The 20,166-nt window shown below is 64.4% G+C and carries 17 protein-coding genes and 1 pseudogene; 11 read left to right on the top strand and 7 right to left on the bottom strand.

Going from position 1 to position 20,166, the window contains the following annotated elements:
- Window position 1: 1 nt before the first annotated feature.
- Window positions 2–1,066, bottom strand: coding sequence for an SDR family oxidoreductase (locus J4G43_RS12800; protein ID WP_071916281.1), 1,065 nt, complete (start codon window positions 1,064–1,066; stop codon window positions 2–4).
- 177 nt (window positions 1,067–1,243) lie between these two features.
- On the bottom strand, window positions 1,244–2,416 hold the full coding sequence (gene pobA, locus J4G43_RS12795; protein WP_208085012.1) for a 4-hydroxybenzoate 3-monooxygenase: 1,173 nt from the start codon (window positions 2,414–2,416) through the stop codon (window positions 1,244–1,246).
- 51 nt (window positions 2,417–2,467) lie between these two features.
- Here pobA and J4G43_RS12790 point away from each other — a divergent pair, with 51 nt between their 5' ends.
- Together J4G43_RS12790 and J4G43_RS12785 are read left to right on the top strand one after the other, a co-directional pair.
- On the top strand, window positions 2,468–3,373 hold the full coding sequence (locus J4G43_RS12790; RefSeq protein ID WP_135215516.1) for a helix-turn-helix domain-containing protein: 906 nt from the start codon (window positions 2,468–2,470) through the stop codon (window positions 3,371–3,373).
- Window positions 3,374–3,693: 320 nt separating this feature from the next.
- Window positions 3,694–4,308, top strand: coding sequence for a LabA-like NYN domain-containing protein (locus J4G43_RS12785; RefSeq protein ID WP_166350011.1), 615 nt, complete (start codon window positions 3,694–3,696; stop codon window positions 4,306–4,308).
- 24 nt (window positions 4,309–4,332) lie between these two features.
- Here the strand turns inward: J4G43_RS12785 and pcaG are convergent, their stop codons facing one another.
- Window positions 4,333–4,959, bottom strand: a complete 627-nt coding sequence (gene pcaG, locus J4G43_RS12780) for a protocatechuate 3,4-dioxygenase subunit alpha (protein ID WP_208085011.1) — start codon at window positions 4,957–4,959, stop codon at window positions 4,333–4,335.
- Window positions 4,960–4,963: 4 nt separating this feature from the next.
- Window positions 4,964–5,746, bottom strand: coding sequence for a protocatechuate 3,4-dioxygenase subunit beta (pcaH, locus tag J4G43_RS12775; protein ID WP_041955084.1), 783 nt, complete (start codon window positions 5,744–5,746; stop codon window positions 4,964–4,966).
- Between the two features lie 94 nt (window positions 5,747–5,840).
- Between pcaH and J4G43_RS12770 the strand changes: the two genes are divergently transcribed.
- From J4G43_RS12770 to J4G43_RS12755, 4 genes are all read left to right on the top strand, one after another.
- Window positions 5,841–6,770 (top strand): LysR family transcriptional regulator, encoded by a 930-nt coding sequence (locus J4G43_RS12770; RefSeq protein WP_208085010.1) that lies wholly within the window; start codon window positions 5,841–5,843, stop codon window positions 6,768–6,770.
- 80 nt (window positions 6,771–6,850) lie between these two features.
- Window positions 6,851–8,155, top strand: a complete 1,305-nt coding sequence (gene pncB / locus J4G43_RS12765) for a nicotinate phosphoribosyltransferase (protein ID WP_028159033.1) — start codon at window positions 6,851–6,853, stop codon at window positions 8,153–8,155.
- Between the two features lie 246 nt (window positions 8,156–8,401).
- Window positions 8,402–9,715, top strand: coding sequence for a GGDEF domain-containing protein (locus J4G43_RS12760; protein WP_208085009.1), 1,314 nt, complete (start codon window positions 8,402–8,404; stop codon window positions 9,713–9,715).
- Window positions 9,716–10,027: 312 nt separating this feature from the next.
- Window positions 10,028–12,622, top strand: a complete 2,595-nt coding sequence (locus J4G43_RS12755; protein ID WP_225004832.1) for an autotransporter outer membrane beta-barrel domain-containing protein — start codon at window positions 10,028–10,030, stop codon at window positions 12,620–12,622.
- 13 nt (window positions 12,623–12,635) lie between these two features.
- Here the strand turns inward: J4G43_RS12755 and J4G43_RS12750 are convergent, their stop codons facing one another.
- Window positions 12,636–13,268 carry a TetR/AcrR family transcriptional regulator gene (locus J4G43_RS12750; protein WP_208089304.1) on the bottom strand — a complete coding sequence of 211 codons (633 nt, stop codon included), beginning with the start codon at window positions 13,266–13,268 and terminating at the stop codon, window positions 12,636–12,638.
- Between the two features lie 51 nt (window positions 13,269–13,319).
- On the opposite strand from J4G43_RS12750, the gene J4G43_RS12745 reads away from it, so the two are divergent.
- From J4G43_RS12745 to J4G43_RS12730, 5 genes and pseudogenes are all read left to right on the top strand, one after another.
- Entirely contained in the window at window positions 13,320–13,586 is a 267-nt protein-coding gene (locus J4G43_RS12745; RefSeq protein ID WP_228411359.1) for a hypothetical protein, read from the top strand.
- A 361-nt stretch (window positions 13,587–13,947) separates the two neighbouring features.
- Window positions 13,948–14,079 carry a hypothetical protein gene (locus J4G43_RS55300; protein WP_256461526.1) on the top strand — a complete coding sequence of 44 codons (132 nt, stop codon included), beginning with the start codon at window positions 13,948–13,950 and terminating at the stop codon, window positions 14,077–14,079.
- A 63-nt stretch (window positions 14,080–14,142) separates the two neighbouring features.
- A complete protein-coding gene (locus J4G43_RS12740; RefSeq protein WP_208083632.1) occupies window positions 14,143–15,411 on the top strand; it encodes an IS256 family transposase in 1,269 nt (422 codons plus the stop codon).
- A 31-nt stretch (window positions 15,412–15,442) separates the two neighbouring features.
- A pseudogene (locus tag J4G43_RS12735) lies at window positions 15,443–18,748 on the top strand (acyl-[ACP]--phospholipid O-acyltransferase); the annotation flags it as partial.
- On the top strand, window positions 18,699–19,415 hold the full coding sequence (locus J4G43_RS12730) for an esterase/lipase family protein (protein WP_208089303.1): 717 nt from the start codon (window positions 18,699–18,701) through the stop codon (window positions 19,413–19,415). The pseudogene J4G43_RS12735 and the gene J4G43_RS12730, both read left to right, overlap by 50 nt.
- Here J4G43_RS12730 and J4G43_RS12725 read toward each other — a convergent pair.
- Window positions 19,408–19,959 carry a disulfide bond formation protein B gene (locus J4G43_RS12725; protein WP_225004831.1) on the bottom strand — a complete coding sequence of 184 codons (552 nt, stop codon included), beginning with the start codon at window positions 19,957–19,959 and terminating at the stop codon, window positions 19,408–19,410. The genes J4G43_RS12730 and J4G43_RS12725 overlap by 8 nt on opposite strands.
- Window positions 19,960–19,984: 25 nt before the next feature.
- Window positions 19,985–20,143, bottom strand: a complete 159-nt coding sequence (locus J4G43_RS12720) for a DUF5993 family protein (RefSeq protein ID WP_166349997.1) — start codon at window positions 20,141–20,143, stop codon at window positions 19,985–19,987.
- Window positions 20,144–20,166 lie beyond the last annotated feature (23 nt).

Here is a 20,166-nt window from a genome sequence, read left to right as displayed (position 1 = left end):
CTCAAGGAATGACGTTCGCGGCACGCAACCTGCTGAAGAGATCGAAAAAACTGTCGTCCGTCGCCTGATATTCAAGGAAACCGAGCTTACGGCTCCTGCTCATATCGGTGACGACTTCGATAGGTCGGCCCAAGTCGGCATCGGTGTGCCATGCCGACGAAAGGACGGAGAGGTCGCTTTCGGCGAGATCATACTTGAGCGCGATATCAGCCCATATACGACCTGAATCGGCAAGCTGACGCTCAAGCGGCGAAATTTCCTCTGGAAAGGGCGCAGGCTGCAACCCGAACCAGCCGGCCAGTCGCGCCCACATCCAGTTCCATCGGAAGACATCGCCATTTACGACGTTGAATGCCTGGTCTCGCGCGACCGTCGTCGTCGCGGCCCATTCCAGGTGTCGCGCCAGCAATCTGGCATCCGTCATATCCGTCAAGCCGGTCCATTGCATCGCCGAGCCTGGAAAGAGAAATGGCCGCCCCGTTTCTCGACAGATCGTCGCGTAGACGGCAAGCGTCGTTCCCATGTTCATGGCGTTGCCTATCGCATAACCGATGATCGTGTGCGGGCGGTGAATGCTCCAGCTGAAACCACCGCGCCTGGCCGCATCGAATAGTTCGTCCTCCTGAGCGTAGTAGAAGTTCTCGACATCGAGCCGCGGTTGCTCTTCGCGGAATGGCGTCGCGGGCAGCCTGCCTTTACCGTAGGACTCGAACGGTCCCAGGTAATGCTTTAGCCCGGTGACCAGCGCGACATGAGAAAGCGTATCTGCGCCGGAAAGTGCCCCCAACACGTTGCGCACCATCGCAGCGTTAACGCGGATATTTTCCGCCTCGGTTGGCTGACGTAGCCATGTGGCGAGAAACACGTGAGTGGGACGAAGGCTCGCCAGGATGTCGCGAAGCGAGGCCGGATCCTGCAGATCGGCCGCGATGGGACGAACACCATCGAGGCCGCTTGGTGGGCGCCTTGCGAGCCCAAGCACCTGCCAGCCGCGATCGCTGAGATGGCGGGCGAGATTGCTGCCGACAATACCGCTGGCGCCGACCACAAGCGCTGTGTTCGTCATCGCTTCGCCCTCCTGTTCGGTTGAGGAGGTAGGAACGATCGCACGAGGCAACAGAGCATTTCGGCGTCCGTCACCACTTATTGAAAGGGAACCGGCCTGACGGGCGAACTCGCCTCGTGCCGCGAGGAGAGCTCCCCTTTGGAGCGGCAACGTCAGCTGAGCGGTCACAAACCGTCGCTAAAACGGCAGTCCCACGTAATTCTCCGCGAGCAGCCGCTGTGCCATTTCGGACGAGAGCAGGTACTCGAGCTCCGTCTGCTGAAGCCGGTCCTCATATTCGGAACGGTCGGGAAAACGATGCAGCAGCATCGTCATCCACCACGAAAAACGCTGCGCTTTCCATATCCGCGCAAGCGCCTTGGCGGAATAGCCCGCAAGGCCGGAATCGTCACCGTGCTGATAATGCGCAAGCATGGCGTGGTAGAGATAGTAGATGTCGGAGGCGGCGCTGTTGAGCCCGCGCGCGCCGGTCGGTGGCACGATGTGGGCGGCATCGCCGGCGAGGAACAGGCGGCCGTAGCTCATCGGCTCGGCGACGAAGCTGCGCAGGGGCGCGATGCTCTTCTCGATCGAAGGCCCGGTGATCAGGTGGCCGGCGACCTCGTCCGGCAGGCGACGCTTCAGCTCCATCCAGAACGCATCGTCGCTCCAGTCCTCCACCTTGTCGGTCAACGGCACCTGGACGTAGTAGCGGCTCAGCACTTGTGAGCGCAGCGAGCAGAGCGCAAATCCGCGTTCATGCTTCACATAGATCAGCTCGGGCGACACTGGTTTCGTGCGCGACAGCACGCCGAGCCAGCCGAATGGATAGACCTTCTCGTATTCGCGCAGCACGTCCTTCGGGATGGACCTGCGGCTGACGCCGTGAAAGCCGTCGGCGCCAACGACGTAATCGCAATCGATGCGGACGATCTCGTCGTTTGATCGATAGGTCACGTAGGGCCGGTCCGACGTCAGATCGTGTGGCGTCACGTCCTCGGCGTTGTGCACGACCTTGCCGCCGAGGCGATCGCGCGCCTCGTAGAGGTCGCGCGTCAGCTCGGTCTGGCCGTAGACCAGCACCGAATTGCCGCCGGAATGCTTGTGCAGGTCGATGTGGGAGAGCACGCCGTCATGCGCGATCTCGAAACCGTTGTGGATCTCGCCCTCGCTGTCCATCCTCTCGCCGCACTGCGCCTCGCGCATCAACCTGGCGAAGCCGTGCTCGAGCACGCCGGCACGGATGCGGGCAAGCACGTGGTCGCGGCTGTATTTCTCCAGCACGACCGTATCGATGCCCTTCAGGTGCAGAAGCTGGGACAACAGCAGCCCGGACGGCCCACCGCCGATGATGCAGACCTGAACTTTCATTTTTACGTCCTCCCGTCGCTGCGTTTTTTGCAGATCCGCCGCCGCAAACCGATGGAGGGTTTCGTCTTTGTCTTGTACTATTCGAACATGAAAACCGCAGCCTCAGCCCCGGCAATCCGGGTCTACAACCTCTTCGGCGAGTCCGGCGATCTGCCCGACGTCGTGCATTGCGAGACGATCGCGTCACGCTCGGTGCTGCACGACTGGACGCTGGCCGTGCACCGCCATGCCCGGCTGCACCAGGTGCTGCTGATCGAGCGCGGTGGTGGCGAGGCGACGCTCGACGGGCGCGTGGTGCCGCTCCGGCCAATGCAGGTCGTCAATGTGCCGGTCGGCCATGTCCACGGGTTCCGCTTCGAGCCCGATACCCAGGGCTGGGTGCTGACCATCGCTGCGGAAATTCTGGACGAGGCACTGCTTGCCTCGGAAGGACTGCGCGGCGCCCTGTCCCGATCGGCCGTGGTGCGCGGCACGCCGCAGATCCGCACCACCATGAAGCAGATCTTCGCCGAGCACGCCGCGCGCGATTTCGGCCGCGCGCACGTGCTGCGTGCACTGTCGGCGGCCATGATCGGGCTGGTGGCCCGCGCGCTCACCAGCGAGAGCGGCGGCAACGGCACGGCGGAAAGCGGATTGTTCCGCCGCTTCGAGGCGCTGTTGGAACAGCATCATCTGGAACGCTGGAGCGTTGCGGACTATGCAGGCGCGCTGTCGATCACGCCGACCCATCTCAACCGGCTGACGCGGGCGGCGACCGGCGACACCGCCTCGCACCTGATCCTCAACCGGCTGATCCGCGAGGCGCGTCGCAACCTCGTCTACACCAATTTGCCGGTCTCGACGATCGCGTACGCGCTCGGCTTCGAGGATCCCGCCTATTTCAGCCGCGTCTATGCCGCAGCCACGGGCCTGTCGCCGCGCGCCTTTCGCGCCCAGCTCCATGGCGGCGAAGCTTGAGGCCATTCGTGATCGCGCCGGGCTGTCGAGATCCGAACCGGCGCGCCACTTACCTTCGTATAGAGCATCCAACCCTTTGGATACGCGCCGTTTACCTCCGTACAATTGAGTGTGGCATGTGCACGCCTTAACGTGACTGCATTCGGAATCCTGGCGCTGATAGCAGCAACCTCCCTTAACTGGCGCGGGACGGCCCCCCCTCCGGCCGTCTGCGCCGCCTTTTTCCGCGGGCCATCGGCGACTTCGGCGTTTTCCGGCCGGCACACAGCCCTGGCGGCTGAACCTGCCGGCTTCAATGCGGAACTGGGGATTAGTGCATAATGTCTTCGCTTGAGAAGATTGCGGTCTTCATCGATGGCCCCAATCTCTATGCCGCCACCAAGGCGCTCGGTTTCGATATCGACTACAGGCGCCTGCTCGGCGAATTTCACGGCCGAGGTACGCTGCTGCGAGCCTTCTACTACACGACCGTGAGCGAGGATCAGGAATACTCGTCAATCCGCCCATTGATCGATTGGCTCGACTATAACGGGTACACCGTCGTCACCAAGCTCGCCAAGGAGTTCGTTGATGCCACGACCGGCCGCCGCAAGATGAGGGGCAGCATGGATGTGGAACTCGCCGTGAACGCCATGGAACTCGCCGAGCACGTCAATCAGATCGTGCTGTTCTCGGGCGATGGGGATTTTCGTTCACTGGTGGAAGCCGTGCAACGCCGCGGCGTCCGCGTGACGGTCGTCTCCACGCTTGCGAGCCAGCCTCCCATGGTTGCCGACGAACTGCGGCGGCAGGCCGACGTCTTCATCGATTTGACAGAGCTGAAGCCAAGAGTGGGGCGCGCCCCGGCCGAGCGGCCGGGATCGCGCGAGATGCGCCCGCAACCACCGCAAGCCACCACGCGCGGATCGATCAATCGAGGCGACCAGGTGGAATGATCCTGCGGGGCGATCGGCGGATCGTCAGACGTCGAAGAACACCGTCTCCTCCGCCCCCTGCAGATTGATCGTGAAGGAGTACACGACCTTGCCGGCGCGCTCACCGCGCGTGGCGATCAGCGTCGCGCGCCGCACCGGCGGCTCGACCAGGTTGAGCACGGGGTCGGCGGCATTCGCGGCTTCCTCGTCGGAGAAATAGAGTCGCGTACTGAGACCGATGTTGATGCCGCGCGCGACGATCCAGATATTGACGTGCGGCGCGCATTTGCGGCCTGCCTTGTCGATGATGGCACCTGGCTTGATGGTCTCGAACGTCACCAACCCGCTCTCGAAATCGGAGCCGGCGCGGCCCCAGCCGCGAAACTCCTCGTCCACCGCGCCGGCCGGGCGATCGGCCGGATGGTTATAGCGGCCGGTTGCGTTGGCCTGCCAGATTTCGAGCAGCACATCGCGCAGCGGCGTGCCGCTGCCGTCGAACACCTTGCCCTCCAGCGTGATGCGCTCGCCTGGCGTGTTCGGCGTCACCAGCACGTTAGAAAAGTTCTTCTCAAAAATGTCGAAGCCGGCCATGGCCGGGATCAGGCCGATATGGACGTAGGGCCCGGCGGTCTGCGAGGCGGTTTCCTTGAGATAGTCGAGCGGCTGCGGCATTGGCTCAGTTCCCCGCGGTGCGATTTTCGAAATAGGTGGAACGCTGGCCGCGCAGCACGATGTCGAAGCGGTAGGCGAGCGAGTCGAACGGCGTCGAGGCGTTGAGGTCGAGCGGCGCCACGAGGCGGTCGAGCGCGTCCTTGTCCGGGATCGTCGTCAGGATCGGGCAGACCGGGATCAGGGGATCGCCCTCGAAATACATCTGGGTGATCAGCCGCTGCGCAAAGCCCGAGCCGAACACCGAGAAGTGGATGTGGGCGGGACGCCAGCTGTTGACGAAATTGCGCCAGGGATAGGGGCCCGGCTTCACGGTGCGGAAATAATAGTAGCCGGTGTCGTCGCTCAGCGCGCGGCCGCAGCCGCCGAAATTCGGATCGATCGGGGCGAGATAGGTATCCTTCTTGTGCCGGTAGCGGCCACCGGCATTGGCCTGCCAGAACTCGACCAGCGTGTTCGGCACGCCGCGGCCGGTCTCGTCCAGCACGCGGCCATGGACGATGATGCGCTCGCCGACGGGATCGCCATCCTTGGCGTAGTTGCGGATCAAATCATTGTCGAGCGGGCCGAGATCGTTGTGGCCGAACACCGGACCCGTGATCTCCGAGACCGAGTTCTCGATCGACAGGAGCGGCTGGCGCGGCGAACGCAGCACCGAGGATTTGTAGCCGGGCGCATGCGCCGGCGGATGGATCGAATGGTCGCGCTGGAAGAAGCCGCCGTCGCGCGGCGTGAACGGCTCGGGTCGGTTGAGGCGGGGATCCTGCAAGGCTGGCGCCTGGACATTCATCGGCGTTGTCTCTCCCTGTGGCGCCTGGTCCGGGGGCGCGGCTTATCGGGAGATAATGGGACGATCTATTCTCAAGATAAATAGATCGATTATAATGAATTACATGAAGGAAATCGATCATTTGGCGCTCGACGGCCACGCCCTCGAACTGTTCCTTGCCGTGCTGGAGGAAGGCTCGGTCACGGCGGCAGCGACGCGGCTTGGTCTGACGCAATCGGCGGTCAGTCACGGGCTGAACAAGCTGCGGCGGATCGCGGGCGATCCGCTGTTTGCCAAATCCGGCCGCGGCATCGTCGCCACCGCCCATGCCCAGGCCTTGGCTGCGAAAGCGCGAGCGCTGATCGACGAGATGCGCAGCTTTGCCGGCGGCGTCACCTTCGAGCCGGCGCGCGCGCAGCTTTCGCTGACGGTCGCCGCCAATGATTTCCAGCGCGATCTGCTGTTGCCGCGGTTCTTCGATCATGTCGCGGGACAGGTCAGGAGCCTGAACCTGCGCGTGATCCCCTCGCAGTCGCCGTCGCCCGCGATGCTGCGCGAAAACCGCTGCGATCTCCTGGTCACGCCGCTGCCGCCATCCGGCGTGGACATCGTGCAGAAGCGACTGCTCAGCGACCATTACGTCTGCTACTTCGATCCCAAGGCGCGCACCGCGCCGGCCGGCCGCAGCGCCTATCTCGCGGCACGCCACATCACGGTGGTCTATACCGACAACGAGCGGCTCGACTTCGACCGCCGGCTGGCGGCGAACGGCTTTCTTCGTGACATCGCCATCTCCGTGCCGAGCTTTTCCGGCGTGCCGTCCTTCCTGCGCGGCTCGCAGATGCTGGCGAGCATGCCGAGCCTGCTCGCCTCCGGTGTGATGCGCGGTTTCGCGCATGTACCAATTCCGCTAGCGTCGCGGACAAAGACGCTGGCCGAACTGCCGATGTTCATGGTCTGGCATCAGCGCTATCAGAAAGACCCGGCCCATCGCTGGATCCGCGGCCAGCTCGAAACCGTGGCGGCAACGGCGGCCGGAGACTGAGCCTCGGTTACGGTTTCAGGGAAGTCTGCCCTTCGCCAAACCCACTGGTTGCGCGAGGGCCGCCACGCTAGAATTGTCCTATGACAGTGACCGATATTGCGAGCCGGACCTACAATCATAGCTGGCGGCTGGACCCCATCATCCGCAGCCTGCTGGATACCGACTTCTACAAGCTATTGATGTTGCAGATGATTCGGGAGGACTATCCGAATCAGCAGGTGACCTTCTCGGTCATCAATCGCTCGCGCCATGTGCGGCTGGCCGAGATCATCGACGAGGGCGAGCTGCGCGCCCAGCTCGACCACGCCCGCACCATCCGCTTCGCCAAGAAAGAGCTGATCTGGCTTGCCGGTAACACCTTCTACGGCAAGACCCACATGTTCTCGGCGGACTTCATCCGCTGGCTGGCCGAATTCCGGCTGCCCGAATACGAGCTGCGCAAGGTCGAGGGCCAGTACGAGCTGCATTTCCACGGTCCCTGGACCCACACCACGATGTGGGAAATTCCGGCGCTCGCCATCCTCAACGAGCTGCGGTCGCGCGCCGCGATGAAGGGCCGCGGCCGCTTCGAGCTCGACGTGCTCTATGCCCGCGCCAAGGCCAAGCTGTGGACCAAGGTCGAGCGGCTGCGCCAGCTCGAGAATTTGCGGCTCTCCGACTTCGGCACCCGCCGTCGCCACGGCTTCCTCTGGCAGCGCTGGTGCGTCGAGGCGGTGAAGGAAGGCCTGGGCCCGTCCTTCATCGGCACCTCCAACGTGCTGCTGGCGATGGACAATGATCTCGAAGCCATCGGCACCAATGCGCATGAGCTGCCGATGGTCGCGGCCGCGCTTGCCAAGGACGACGAGGAGTTGCGCTGGGCGCCCTATCGCATTCTCGACCAATGGCGCCAGACCTATGGCGGCAATCTCCTGATCGCGCTGCCCGACGCCTTCGGCACCAAATCCTTCCTGCGCGATGCGCCGGAGTGGGTCGCCGATTGGACCGGCTTCCGCCCCGACAGCGCGCCACCGATCCAGGCCGGCGAGGAGATCATCGCCTGGTGGGAAAAGAAGGGCCGCAACCCCAAGGACAAGCTGCTCGTCTTCTCCGATGCGATGGATGTCGGCTCGATCGAGGAGACCTATCACCACTTCTCCGGTCGCTCGCGGCTCTCTTTCGGCTGGGGCACCAACCTCACCAATGATTTCGTCGGCTGCCCGCCGGACGGCTCGTTCAATCTCGATCCCATCTCGCTGGTCTGCAAGGTGTCGTCGGTTGACGGCCACCCGGCCGTCAAGCTCTCTGACAATCCGGAGAAGGCGACCGGCATGCCATCCGAGATCGAACGCTATTTGCGCGTGTTCGGCGACGCTGGCCGCGTGCGCAAGCCGGTGCTGGTCTAGCGCCGGACCAAACTCTCTCGATCAGGTAAACCGCGCAGGACGAATGCGAGGCATTGGTTCGCCACGACCGCATCGGTTCCGGTTCGTCGGCATTTGCAACGATCTGCGGGCATCCGCTTCACGACGCTTTCACCCTGCAGTGCAGTCGCCTGCGTCTTTGGGGTCGAGTTAAGCAACTTTCCCCTCTACTTGGCGTTGCAGGCGCGACGCTCCGGTGGGGTCGTTGATCGATTTGGGGAATGCAGGGTGTTTCGCAGAACAGCGACGTCGACGAAGGGGCGTAGTTTCCTTCACGTCATCAAACTTGTCTCGCCATTCGTGATGGTCGTCGTGCTCCAGGCAACGATCGCGGGATTCAGCCTCGAGGTGATGTCATCGGTCCGTGCCTATGTCGCGGGCGAAGCGATGTGGTCGCGGTCACAGAAGAACGCTGTCTATTTCCTCAATCTCTATCTGCATTCAGGCGAACCGAGCCAGTTCACCCACTACCAGGCGTCCCTTGCCGTTCCCATCGGCGATGAGTTCGCGCGCTGGGCACTCGAGCGCGATCCGGTCGACGTCGAGGCCGCCCGCGTCGGGTTTCTGCAAGGCGGCAACCATCCCGATGACGTTCCGGGATTGATCTGGCTGTTCCGCTATTTCAACCGCGTCAGCTTCCTCCAGGAAGCGATCCACGAGTGGGCGGCCACCGATCCCATGCTGCTGGAGCTCAGCGTGTTCGGCGAGGTGATCCGGTCCGAGCTGGCGCACGGCCCCATTGAGGACCGCGACCGCCTGCGGCTGCTGTCGTCGCGGCTCTCGGAGCTCAACACGCAGTTCACGGTGCATGCAAAGCGGTTCTCGACCGTCCTCGGCGAAGGCTCGCGCGCCATCAAGGTAACGCTGACGTGCATCAACATCGTGGCGGCCGCGACGCTGATCCTGCTCCTGATCTGGCACACGCGGCGCTTGATGCTGCAACGACAGGCGTTCGAGGATGCGTTGCATGCCGAGAAGGAGCGCCTGGCATGGCAGGCATCGCACGACTGGTTGACCGGCCTGTCCAACCGCCGCGCCTTCGAGGCGCGCCTGCAAAACGTGCTGGACACCACCGCGGCGGGCTCGCTGGGCCTGATCCTGCTCGACCTCGACCAGTTCAAGAGCGTCAACGACACCTGCGGCCACCTCGCCGGCGACCGCCTGCTCTGCCAGGTCTCGCGCCTGCTGCAACAGGACCGGGGGCCGCATGATCTGGTGGCCCGGCTCGGCGGCGACGAATTCGGCCTGATCCTGCCGCAATGCTCGCCCTCGACCACCGTCGATATCGCCGAACGCCTGCGCAGATCGCTCGAGCTGTTCACCTTCGCCTGGGATGATCGTTGCTTTGCGGTGACCGCCAGCATCGGCGTCGCCTGTATCGCGGACGGCAACACCACGCTCGAGGACGCCATGCGGCGCGCGGATGCCGCCTGCTACCGTGCCAAGGAAAAGGGGCGCAACCGGGTACAGGTCGACAACGGCAGACCGGACGTCGTCGTCGTTGCAACCCGTCCGCGCGAAGCCGTCGCGGCGCGAGGCTGATAGGCGCCGGCGCCCTCTCAACCCCGGCATCCGATTGCAGACATCGTCCAACGGCGTCGCGACGGCGAAGCTGTGTGACGCCGCGGCCACATTGCTCCCGAAAAAACTGCGTCTTTCGCTTTCCGCCACACCGCCTTGCGCGCTGATCCACGATGGCCGGAACCTCCCCCGCTAAGCATGGCACCAGCCAACGTTGCGGTCCGAATTCCGCCCGGACCGTGCCGAAAGAGGAGTTTGCAGGTGCCCTGGAATGGTTTGTTGCCCCCGCCCCAGATCCGTCGCGCGAAGACGTGTCGGCGGCATGCGTTTCTCTTGAGCACCGCGATCGGCGCCGTTGCCGCAGGTAGTGCGCTGCCGTGGCTCGCGACGCCGGCAGAGGCGGCCTGTGTGGTGACCGGAAGCGGCGCGCAGGCAGCGCTGCAGTCAGGCGATTCCATCATCTGCACCGGAGCGGGCAACACCCAGGTCAAGACGGCGCCTGTGGTCAGCGGCGTCACCGTCAACATTGGCGACGGCACCGCGACCTCCGTGAACGACCCGACCTTTGCCAGCGTTGTCCTCGAGGCGGCATCCAATAGCGCGGCCAAGGTCTTCGGCAACGCAACGGTCACGTCCGCCAACAGCGACGGCATTGCAGTGATCGGCGGCGGCGGTAACACCATCATCGTGGATGCCGGCGCCATGGTTGGGTCATCGAGCCTCGGCACGTCGGGGCTCGCACTGGCCAATTCGAGCAACAACATCGTCGTGATCGGAGGTACGGTCGGAAACGGCGTTACCGGAGCCATCAGCATCAGCATCGGCGGCGGGTCGGCGAACAATCAGGCGAACATCCTGTCGAGCGGCTTTGTCCATGCCATCAATGTCGCGGCCGTCGATCTAAGCGGCGCGGCAGACGGCAACGTCGTCAACAACGCCGGCACGATATCGAGTGCCTCGGGCACGGCAATTATCGGCTCGGCCAATCAGGACACCATCATCAACTCAGGCACGATCATCAGCGGTGGCGTCAGCACGGCTGCCGACCTCAAAGGCGGCAACGACGTCTTCGAGTTGCGAGCGGGATCGAGCATCACGGGATGGGTCCTCGGCGGCAACGGAACGGACACGCTGCGCCTGGGCGGGGCCACCAACGCAGCGTTCAATCTCAGCATATTCGGCGCGGCCGGTCAGTTCCGGGAATTCGAGGTGCTGGAAAAGACCGGCAGCTCCACCTGGACGATGAACGGCTCGACGACGGAGATCGCGACCATGAATGTCCTGGCCGGCACCGTCGAGGTGAACGGCTCGATGCCCAACATCGCGACGACCGTCAGCGCGGGCATCCTCAGCGGTAACGGCGCCGTCGGCAATATCACGGTGCTATCGGGCGGCACGGTCTTGCCCGGCAATCTCGGTACGCTGACGAGCTCCGGCAATGTCACATTCAACGCCGGCTCGACCTACGCGATCTCCGTCACCGCTACCGGACAATCCGAGAAGATCCTCGCGGTCAGCGCAGCGTTGAACGGCGGCACCGTCGCAGTCAACACGATCGCCGGCGCCTATAACCCCTCGACGCAATATACGATCCTCAGCACGACGACTGGCGTCACCGGCAGCTTCTCGGGCGTCACTGTCAGCGGATACAATCCGCAGCTCTTCGCTTCCTTCCTCAGCTATGACGGGTTCAGCGTCTTCCTGACGCTCAACTACAACAACGCTGCATTCCTCTCGATCGCCCAAACGCAAAACCAGAAGGCCGTGGCCGGCGCCTTGAGCGCGTTCGGTCCCAACCTGCCTTTCCTCTCCTCCTTCGCAGGCCAGAGCGACGCCCAGCTCCGTTACAATCTCGATCAGCTCTCGGGCGAAGCTGCGACCGGCGCGCGGCAAGGCGCCTTCCAGTTCACGGGCCAGTTCCTCGGCCTGATGCTAGATCCATTCGTCGATGGCCGCGGCAGTGGCATCGTCGACGCGGGTCGCACGGCGCTCGGCTTCAGCCCCGAACGCGCCGCGCTGCCGGACGATATCGCCCTCGCCTACAACAAGGTGCTGGGGACGCCGGCGATGAAGGCTCCAGCCTTTGCGGAGCGCTGGACGGCTTGGGGCACGGCGTTCGGCGGTACCAACCGCACCAGCGGCGACCCCGTCATGATCGGCAGTCACGACCTGAGCGCGCGCGCCGGCGGCGTCGCGGCCGGTGCCGATTATCATTTCGGCCGCGATGCGCTGGTCGGTTTCGCACTGTCGGGCGGCGGCACCAAATGGGACCTCGCTCAGGCGATCGGCGGCGGCAAGAGCGATGCAATCCAGGCCGGCGTCTACACCGCCGTGCGTACGGGGCCGGCCTATTTCGCCGCCTCTCTCGCCGTGGCCAATCATTGGATGTCGACAGACCGGCTCGCACCGTTCGGCAACCAGCTCACCGCCAAATTCGACGCGCAAACCGTCGGAGGCCGCATCGAGGGCGGCTATCGCTTCGCCACGCCGATCGGCGGCTTCACGCCATATGTGGCGGCGCAGGCGCAGGCTTTCCGCACACCGACCTATACCGAGGCCGATCTGGCCGGCAGCGGCTTTGGCCTGACCTATCAGGGACGCACGGCCTCCGACACACGGAGCGAGCTCGGCGCGCGCTTCGATCGCGCGACGCTGGTCACGCCGAACTCGGTCCTCACGTTGCGCGGCCGCGCGGCCTGGGCCCATGATTGGGTGAGCGACCCGACGCTCGTCACCGCATTCCAGGCGCTGCCCGGCGCGAGCTTCATCGTCAATGGCGCAACGCCGGCAAAGGACGCCGCGCTCGCATCTGCCGGTGCCGAGCTGAAGTTTTCGAACGGCGTTGCCCTGTCGGCGAAGTTCGACGGCGAGTTCGCGGCGCGCAGCACCACTTATTCCGGCACCGCGAGCCTGCGATACGCGTGGTAGCCGCTTGGTCTCTTCAAGGCGACCGTGCGCCGATCGGCACGATCCCGAGGCCGGCGAGATGGGTATCGACGAATTGCTCGACCTGCTGGCGCAGCATCTGGGACGGCACCGCCACCATGCGCTCCTCGAGGCCGAGCGAGATGATTCCATGCACAGCGGAAAACAGCGTGCGCGACAGCAGCGCGATCCGCACGTCGTCCGCATCCGGTAGCAGCCGCACCAGCGGTGGATGCATCAGCGCGAAAGCGTCCATCACCATCTGAAGGATGTCGTCGGGATAAGGACGGTCGTCCTCCATCCGATGCTCGAACAGCGAGCGCAGCAGGTTTGCGTGCTCGGCGAAAAATTCGAGATAGGTCGCGGCCAGGCCGTAGAGCTGGCGAACGGGATCTTCCCCCGGGACCTCGCCAAGCCGCACCGTGAGGGCCTGAACCGTCTCCCGATTGACCGTCAGGATCACCCCGTCGAAGTCGCCGAATTCGTTATAGACGCTGCCCACCGAACAATTGGCGGCCTCCGCAACGTCACGAACTTTCAATGATCTCAGTCCCTTAGCTGAAATAATGCCGCGGGCGATCTCCAGGATCTGGAGCCTCCGCCGATTTTTTTTCTGGTCGCGTGGCGATTCTTCTTGAACATTGTTCATTTTCAAGCTACTCATGTGAACATTGTTCAAATTAACCCGGAGATCTGCAAAATGCAAACCCTCGCTGTTGATGTCGCCTCCACCTTCGTCGACGACGCCGCGGCTCTGGTGGCCGGCCTTGGCCGGGCCGTCCTCAAGTTCGCGATGCAACCGGTCGATCGCATCGCAAATGCCTGCGACATTGCCGGCGTGCTCACCGAGCGCCGCGCGACCTTCCGGATGTGGCGGGCGAGCCGCGCCCGTAGCCGTCACGCGGGCCGCCGGTTCAGCCTGCTCGGCCGCCTCTCGCCCTTTCGCCACCTCGCTCATCTCACGTGAGACGCGCGCTCCCGGGACGTTCCGGTCGGCTCGAATGCAAGACCCGGTTGCAAGGAAGGACTTACCATGTCCCGACATTCGCAGCCGATGTCGCGGCCTTTGGCGATGCGGTTCAACATTTCCTCATCGCCCGGCGCGGTATCCGAAAAAGCGCAGCCGGTCCGTCCGAACCACGGCTGCGACCAGATATTTGCGAACCTAACGAGACCATTTGGAGACCAACAGGATCGGAAGGGTCGAGGGGACAGAGCAGGCCGGCGACCGTCGTCATCCAGCCATCGTTCGTCCCGTAAGCTTCCGGTCGTGACGCCTCACCGACAACGTAACAATCTCAGGCTGCCTTCCCAAAACAGGACTTGTCATGATCAGGGAATTGATGTCGTCACGCCGCTTCGCGCCGCTGTTCTGGGCGCAATTTTTCTCGGCGCTCAATGACAACGTGCTCAAGAACGCACTCGTGAGCTATGGCGGAATCTGGGTGATGACGGTGTGAGGAAGGCGGCGTATCGAGGCGGGTGACGAGCCTGCCAGAACCTCTCGAGGAGAGCGATACGCCATGACCGAGACTACCAATGTTCTTGCTTTCCGTCAGCCGTCCGCGGTTGATGATCCACTGACCGATATCGTTCGAGCCGGCGCGCGGGACCTGCTTGCCAGGGCGATCGAGATCGAGGTTGGCGCGTTTCTGGCCAGCAAGGCCAATCTGACGCTGCCCGACGGTCGAGCGCGCCTGGTCCGACATGGGCACGGTCCGGTGCGCGAGATTGCGACCGGCATCGGTCCGGTGGAGGTCGCTCGTCCCAAGGTCCGCGACCGCGGAGCGAGCGGGCCAGGCGACCGCCTCCGCTTCAGTTCGGCAATCCTGCCGCTATGGGCGCGGCGGACGAAGAGCCTGGATGCCTTGATCCCGGTCCTCTATTTGCGCGGCATCTCGACCGGCGACTTCCAGGAGGCGCTCTCGGCGCTGCTCGGCAAGGATGCGCCGAACCTGTCGCCTTCGGTGATCGCCGGCCTGAAGGCCGATTGGCAGGTCGAGTACGAACGCTGGCAGAGACGCGATCTGTCGGCGCGTCGCTATGTCTACATCTGGGCCGATGGCGTGTACCTGCAGGCCCGCATGGAAGATCACAGCGAATGCATGCTGGTGCTGATTGGCACCACGCCGGAAGGCAAGAAGGAGCTGATCGGCTTCCAGGTCGGCGTGCGCGAGAGCGCGCAGAGCTGGCGCGAACTCCTGATCGACCTGCGGCAACGCGGGTTACGGATTGCCCCGCAACTCGCCATCGGCGACGGCGCCCTCGGCTTCTGGAAGGCACTGGACGAGGCCTTTCCCGGCACGCGGCACCAACGATGCTGGTGCCATAAAGTGAGCAACGTACTCGACAAGGTCGCCAAATCCGTGCAGGGCCCCATGAAGAACGACCTGCGGAACATCTATCTGGCCCCACACCGGGCCGAAGCTGAAACCGCGATCGACGTCTTCGTCGAGAAATACCACGTCAAATACGGACGTGCGGTGGAGTGCCTGATCAAGGATCGCCATGCGCTGCTCGCCTTCTTCGACTTCCCTGCTGAGCACTGGATCCACCTACGCAGCTCGAACCCGATCGAGAGCGTCTTCGCCACGGTGCGCCACCGAACGGTGCGGACCAAGGGATCGCTGTCGCAACAAACTGCGAAGCTGATGGTGTTCAAGCTCATCGACGCCGCATCGAAGACCTGGCGGCGATTGAAGAGCACGAACCAGTTGCCGAAAGTCATCGCCGGTGTAAAGTTCATCGACGGAATCGAAGTCATTCCGAACACTGAAAGCCACGCCGCCTGATCAGGCCGCGTCACCCAAAATCAGCCATAGCTCCGCACTCGTCATCATTCTGCTTTACAGTGCCGCAACCGGTCACGGCGACGCGCTGGTGACGGTCGCAGGCGCCGTCTTCATCTTCCCCTATTTCATCCTGTCGGGGCTCGGCGGCCAACTCGCCGACAAGTACGTCAAATCCGTCGTCGCGCGGCGGCTCAAATTCGCGGAGATCTTTGCTGCGGCCTTTGCCGCCGCCGGCTTCTTCCTGCACTCGGTGCCGCTGCTGTTCACGGCACTCGCGCTGTTCGGCACCATCGCCGCCCTGTTCGGCCCTGTGAAATACGCCATGCTGCCTGACCAGCTCGAACTCGGTGAGCTCGCAACCGGCAACGCGCTGGTCGAAGGCGCGACTTTCATGGCCATCCTGCTCGGCACCGTCGCCGGCGGCCAGTTCGTGGCCGGCTCCGCGCATATGGGCTGGGTCGCATCGGCCGTGGTCGTGCTGGCCCTGCTGTCCTGGGCCTTCGCCTCCCGCATTCCGCAGACGACGCCATCCGCCCCCGACCTGCCCGTCAACGCCAATCCCTGGACCTCGACGGTCGGCCTGTTGAAGACGCTCTACGCGGACAAGCGGCTGTGGGACGGCACCGTGATCGTCTCGTGGTTCTGGCTGGTCGGCGCCATCGTGCTGTCGCTGCTGCCGGCGCTGGTCAAGGAGGTCGTCGGTGGCACCGAAGGCGTGGTGACGCTGTGCCTCGCGACGTTCGCGATCGGCATCGCCATCGGCTCGCTGTTCGCCGCCAGCCTGAGCCACGTTCGCCCGAACCTCGCGCTGGTGCCGATCGGCGCCATCATCATGGGCTTTGCCGGTCTCGATCTCGCCTGGGCCATCGCCGTGACCACCAAGGGGCAGGACATCACCGCGGCCGACTTCGCGACCTCGTTCGCCGGGCTGCGCATGCTGATCGACTTCGTCGCCTTCGCGTTCGGCGGCGGCCTGTTCGTCGTTCCCTCCTTCGCCGCCGTGCAAGCCTGGTCGGCACCGTCCGAGCGCGCCCGCATCATCGCCGCCGGCAACGTGCTGCAAGCCGCCTTCATGGTAGCAGGCTCGCTGTTCGTCGCGCTGTTGCAGGCGGGCGGATTGCATGTCGGCTGGATCTTCTTCGGCCTCGGCGTCGCCAGCTTCGGCGCAGTGTGGTTCGTGCTGACCAAGTGGGGCAAGGAAGGCGTCCGCGATTTCGGCGGGCTGCTGTTCCGCGCGCTGTTCCGCACCGAGGTTCGCGGGCTCGAGAACCTGCCGCCTCCGGGCACGCGCATGCTGATCGCGCCCAACCATGTCAGCCTGATCGACGGCCCGCTGCTGCACGCCGTGCTGCCGATCGACGCCAGCTTCGCGGTCGATACCGGCATCTCCAAGGCCTGGTGGGCCAAGCCGTTCCTGCGCGTCGTCAAGCACTACACCATGGACCCGACCAAGCCGCTGGCCGCCCGCGACCTGATCAAGCTCGTCGCCGCCGGCGAGCCCGTGGTGATCTTCCCGGAGGGACGCATCACCGTCTCCGGCTCGCTGATGAAGGTCTACGACGGCACCGCGATGATCGCGGACAAGGCCGATGCGGTGGTCGTGCCCATTCGCATCGAGGGCGCGCAGCGCTCGCATCTCAGCTATCTCAACGGCAGCCAGATCAAGCGCTCGTGGTTCCCGCGGGTGACGGTCACGATCCTGCCGCCGGTCAAGCTTCCGGTCGATCCGACGCTGAAGGGCAAGGCACGCCGCAATGCCGCGGGCGCCGCACTTCAGGACGTGATGATCGATGCGATGGTGAAGAACGCCATGCTCGATCACACGCTGTTCGAAGCACTCGGACACGCCTATCGCGATCGTGACACCGGCAAGGTCATCATCGAGGACGCGCTCGGCACCAAGCTGACCTATCGCAAGCTGATCCTCGGCGCGCAGGTCTTGAGCCGCAAGCTCGAAGCCGGCACCACGGCCGGCGAGAATGTCGGCGTGCTGCTGCCGAATTCCGCAGGCGTCGCCGTCGTCTTCATGGCGCTGCAAAGCATCGGCCGGGTCCCGGCCATGCTCAACTTCTCGGCCGGACCGGTCAACGTCCTCGCCGCCATGAAGGCCGCGCAGGTCAAGACCGTGCTAACGTCGAAGGCCTTTATCGAGAAGGGCAAGCTCGACAAGCTGATGGCCGCGATCTCCGCGGAGGCCCGCGTCGTCTATCTCGAGGACGTCCGCGCCTCGATCGGTACGGCCGACAAGATCAAGGGGCTGCTCGCGGGCACTGCGCCGCGCGTCGCCCGCCAGGCCGACGATCCGGCTGTCGTGCTGTTCACCTCGGGCTCGGAAGGCACGCCCAAGGGCGTGGTGCTGTCCCATCGCAACATCCTTGCGAATGCGGCGCAGGCGCTGGCCCGGGTCGATGCCAACGCCAATGACAAGGTGTTCAACGTGCTGCCGGTGTTCCACTCGTTCGGGCTGACCGGCGGAATGATGATGCCGCTGCTCGCTGGCATTCCGATCTACATGTACCCCTCGCCGCTGCACTACCGCATCGTGCCGGAGCTGATCTACCAGACCGGCGCCACCATCCTGTTCGGCACCGACACCTTCCTCACCGGCTATGCACGCTCGGCGCATGCCTACGATTTCCGCACGCTGCGCCTGGTGATCGCCGGTGCCGAGGCGGTGAAGGATCGCACACGTCAGGTGTTCATGGAGCGCTACGGCATCCGCATCCTGGAAGGCTACGGCGTCACGGAGACCGCGCCGGTGCTGGCGATGAACACGCCGATGGCCAACCGTCCCGGCACCGTCGGCCGCCTGTCACCGCTGATGGAAAGCCGCCTCGATCCGGTCCCCGGCATCGAGGAAGGCGGACGCCTCTCGGTGCGCGGACCGAACGTGATGCTCGGTTACCTCAGGGCCGAAAACCCCGGCGTGCTCGAACCGCTCGCCGAGGGCTGGCACGACACCGGCGACATCGTGGCGATCGACGCGGCCGGCTTCATCACCATCAAGGGACGCGCCAAGCGCTTCGCCAAGATCGCGGGCGAAATGGTCTCGCTGTCGGCCGTCGAGAGCATCGCGACGGCGCTGTGGCCGCAGGCCGCCTCGGTTGCCGTGTCGATCCCCGACCAGCGCAAGGGCGAGCGCATCGTGCTGCTGACGACGGAGAAGACCGCCGAGCGCAGCGCGATGCAGGGCCAGGCCAAGGCGATCGGCGCGTCCGAGCTGACCGTGCCCGCGGCGATCATGGTGGTCGACAAGGTGCCGCTGCTCGGCACCGGCAAGACCGACTATGTCACGGCAACGACGATGGCGCGCGAACAGGCGTCGTCGCCGGGCCGTCGCTCCGGCGGAAGCCCGGTGCGACCGCGTGGTCCTGCTTCACGGCATCGGAGTCGGTGCCTGGACGCTGAAGAGGCTGGATCGAGCGTTGCAGCGTCACGGCTTCGCCACGCTCAATCTCGGCTACCCCAGCCGCAAGAAGCCGCTCGAGGAGCTTGCGGAAGACATCCACGCGCCGGTCGTCGCGTTTGCAGCGCAATGCGACGGCGCTATCCACTTCGTCGCCCATTCCATGGGCGGGTTGCTCACGAGGGTTTACATCGCGCGATATCGACCGGTGCGGCTCGGCCGCGTCGTGATGCTGGGCACGCCCAACGGCGGCAGCGAAGTCGCCGATCTCCTGAAGGACCTCTCGCTCTACCGCGCTGTTTTCGGGCCGGCCGGCTTGCAGCTTTCGACAGCCCAGCCCCCTGTGCTCGCCGCCCTGCCGCCGCCCGATTATGCGATCGGCGTCATCGCGGGATGCCGCACCATCGCGCCAATCGCCTCGGCCTTTGTCCTGCCGCGGCCCAATGACGGACGGGTTTCAGTCGCAAGCGCGAAACTGGCCGACATGGCCGACCACATCGTCGTCAAGGCATCGCACACCGGACTTCCACGAAATGCCGTCGCGATCGAGCAGACGATCGCGTTCCTGCACGACGGCCGCTTCAATCCGATCACTTGAGCAGGAGATAGCGAACCGGGTTGTCGTCGCACTGCCCCGCGCCGCACTCCAGCACGGTGGACAAGAGATTGGCGGCGACCAGCAACGCAAAGATCGCGAAGACCGTGTTCGATGCCGCACCGTTCAAAGGCGCGTCCCCGTCTCGCTTGCCGGTCACATCCTTCAGGATGAAGACGAGCGCGACATAACAGACGATCCCGATCGCCGCGATCAGCGCCCAGGTGTAGAAATGCAGCCCAAACAGCGCCGAGCCGTATCCTGGATCGCCGGGCGCAAGATGCAGCGACACCTGCCGCATCGAGATGCAGCCGGTGACGAGGCTGGAAACGAGAATCATCGCGTAGTGAGACCCGCGTTCGCCGAGGCGCATGTTGAACAGGAACCCCATGCCGACCGCGATGAACCCAGCCCTTTGCAACAGGCAAAGCGGGCAAGGCAACTCGCCGAGCGCAAGCTGATAGGCGAACGCCACCGTCAGGATCAACGAGATGCCGAGCAGCCCAAGCATGTTCAGGATCGCGCCGACCGGCCGTTGCTCGCTCATCTCTGCAGTGCCCATCTCGACACCGTCAGAACGAGAATTTGAGCGGATCGGTCGCGTGGTGGAAGAACCATGCGACCGTGACCACGACTGTTGCGCTCCAGAGCGCATAGCTCAGTCCCGCGCGCGAACGCCAGACACTCGCGCAGCCCGCGAGCGCCAGTAGAAAAGGCAGAAACATGTACATGAGCGCGGGCTCCCTAAGCGATT

The organism is Bradyrhizobium barranii subsp. barranii (assembly GCF_017565645.3).
GTDB lineage: Bacteria > Pseudomonadota > Alphaproteobacteria > Rhizobiales > Xanthobacteraceae > Bradyrhizobium > Bradyrhizobium barranii.
Note: the sequence above shows the minus strand (reverse complement) of the source record. Positions and strands in the feature narration are given on the sequence as shown.

Excerpts from the sequence above, each read along its gene's own strand:
- pncB (WP_028159033.1), top strand. The coding sequence starts at position 6,851 with ATGACAGTGACCGATATTGCGAGCCGGACCTACAATCATAGCTGGCGG.
- J4G43_RS12725 (WP_225004831.1), bottom strand. The coding sequence starts at position 19,959 with ATGAGCGAGCAACGGCCGGTCGGCGCGATCCTGAACATGCTTGGGCTG.
- J4G43_RS12745 (WP_228411359.1), top strand. The coding sequence starts at position 13,320 with ATGCAAACCCTCGCTGTTGATGTCGCCTCCACCTTCGTCGACGACGCC.
- pcaH (WP_041955084.1), bottom strand. The coding sequence starts at position 5,746 with ATGAATGTCCAGGCGCCAGCCTTGCAGGATCCCCGCCTCAACCGACCC.
- pcaG (WP_208085011.1), bottom strand. The coding sequence starts at position 4,959 with ATGCCGCAGCCGCTCGACTATCTCAAGGAAACCGCCTCGCAGACCGCC.
- J4G43_RS12720 (WP_166349997.1), bottom strand. The coding sequence starts at position 20,143 with ATGTACATGTTTCTGCCTTTTCTACTGGCGCTCGCGGGCTGCGCGAGT.
- J4G43_RS12790 (WP_135215516.1), top strand. The coding sequence starts at position 2,468 with ATGGAGGGTTTCGTCTTTGTCTTGTACTATTCGAACATGAAAACCGCA.
- pobA (WP_208085012.1), bottom strand. The coding sequence starts at position 2,416 with ATGAAAGTTCAGGTCTGCATCATCGGCGGTGGGCCGTCCGGGCTGCTG.
- J4G43_RS12785 (WP_166350011.1), top strand. The coding sequence starts at position 3,694 with ATGTCTTCGCTTGAGAAGATTGCGGTCTTCATCGATGGCCCCAATCTC.
- J4G43_RS55300 (WP_256461526.1), top strand. The coding sequence starts at position 13,948 with ATGATCAGGGAATTGATGTCGTCACGCCGCTTCGCGCCGCTGTTCTGG.
- J4G43_RS12730 (WP_208089303.1), top strand. The coding sequence starts at position 18,699 with ATGTCACGGCAACGACGATGGCGCGCGAACAGGCGTCGTCGCCGGGCC.
- J4G43_RS12770 (WP_208085010.1), top strand. The coding sequence starts at position 5,841 with ATGAATTACATGAAGGAAATCGATCATTTGGCGCTCGACGGCCACGCC.
- J4G43_RS12800 (WP_071916281.1), bottom strand. The coding sequence starts at position 1,066 with ATGACGAACACAGCGCTTGTGGTCGGCGCCAGCGGTATTGTCGGCAGC.
- J4G43_RS12750 (WP_208089304.1), bottom strand. The coding sequence starts at position 13,268 with ATGAACAATGTTCAAGAAGAATCGCCACGCGACCAGAAAAAAAATCGG.
- J4G43_RS12740 (WP_208083632.1), top strand. The coding sequence starts at position 14,143 with ATGACCGAGACTACCAATGTTCTTGCTTTCCGTCAGCCGTCCGCGGTT.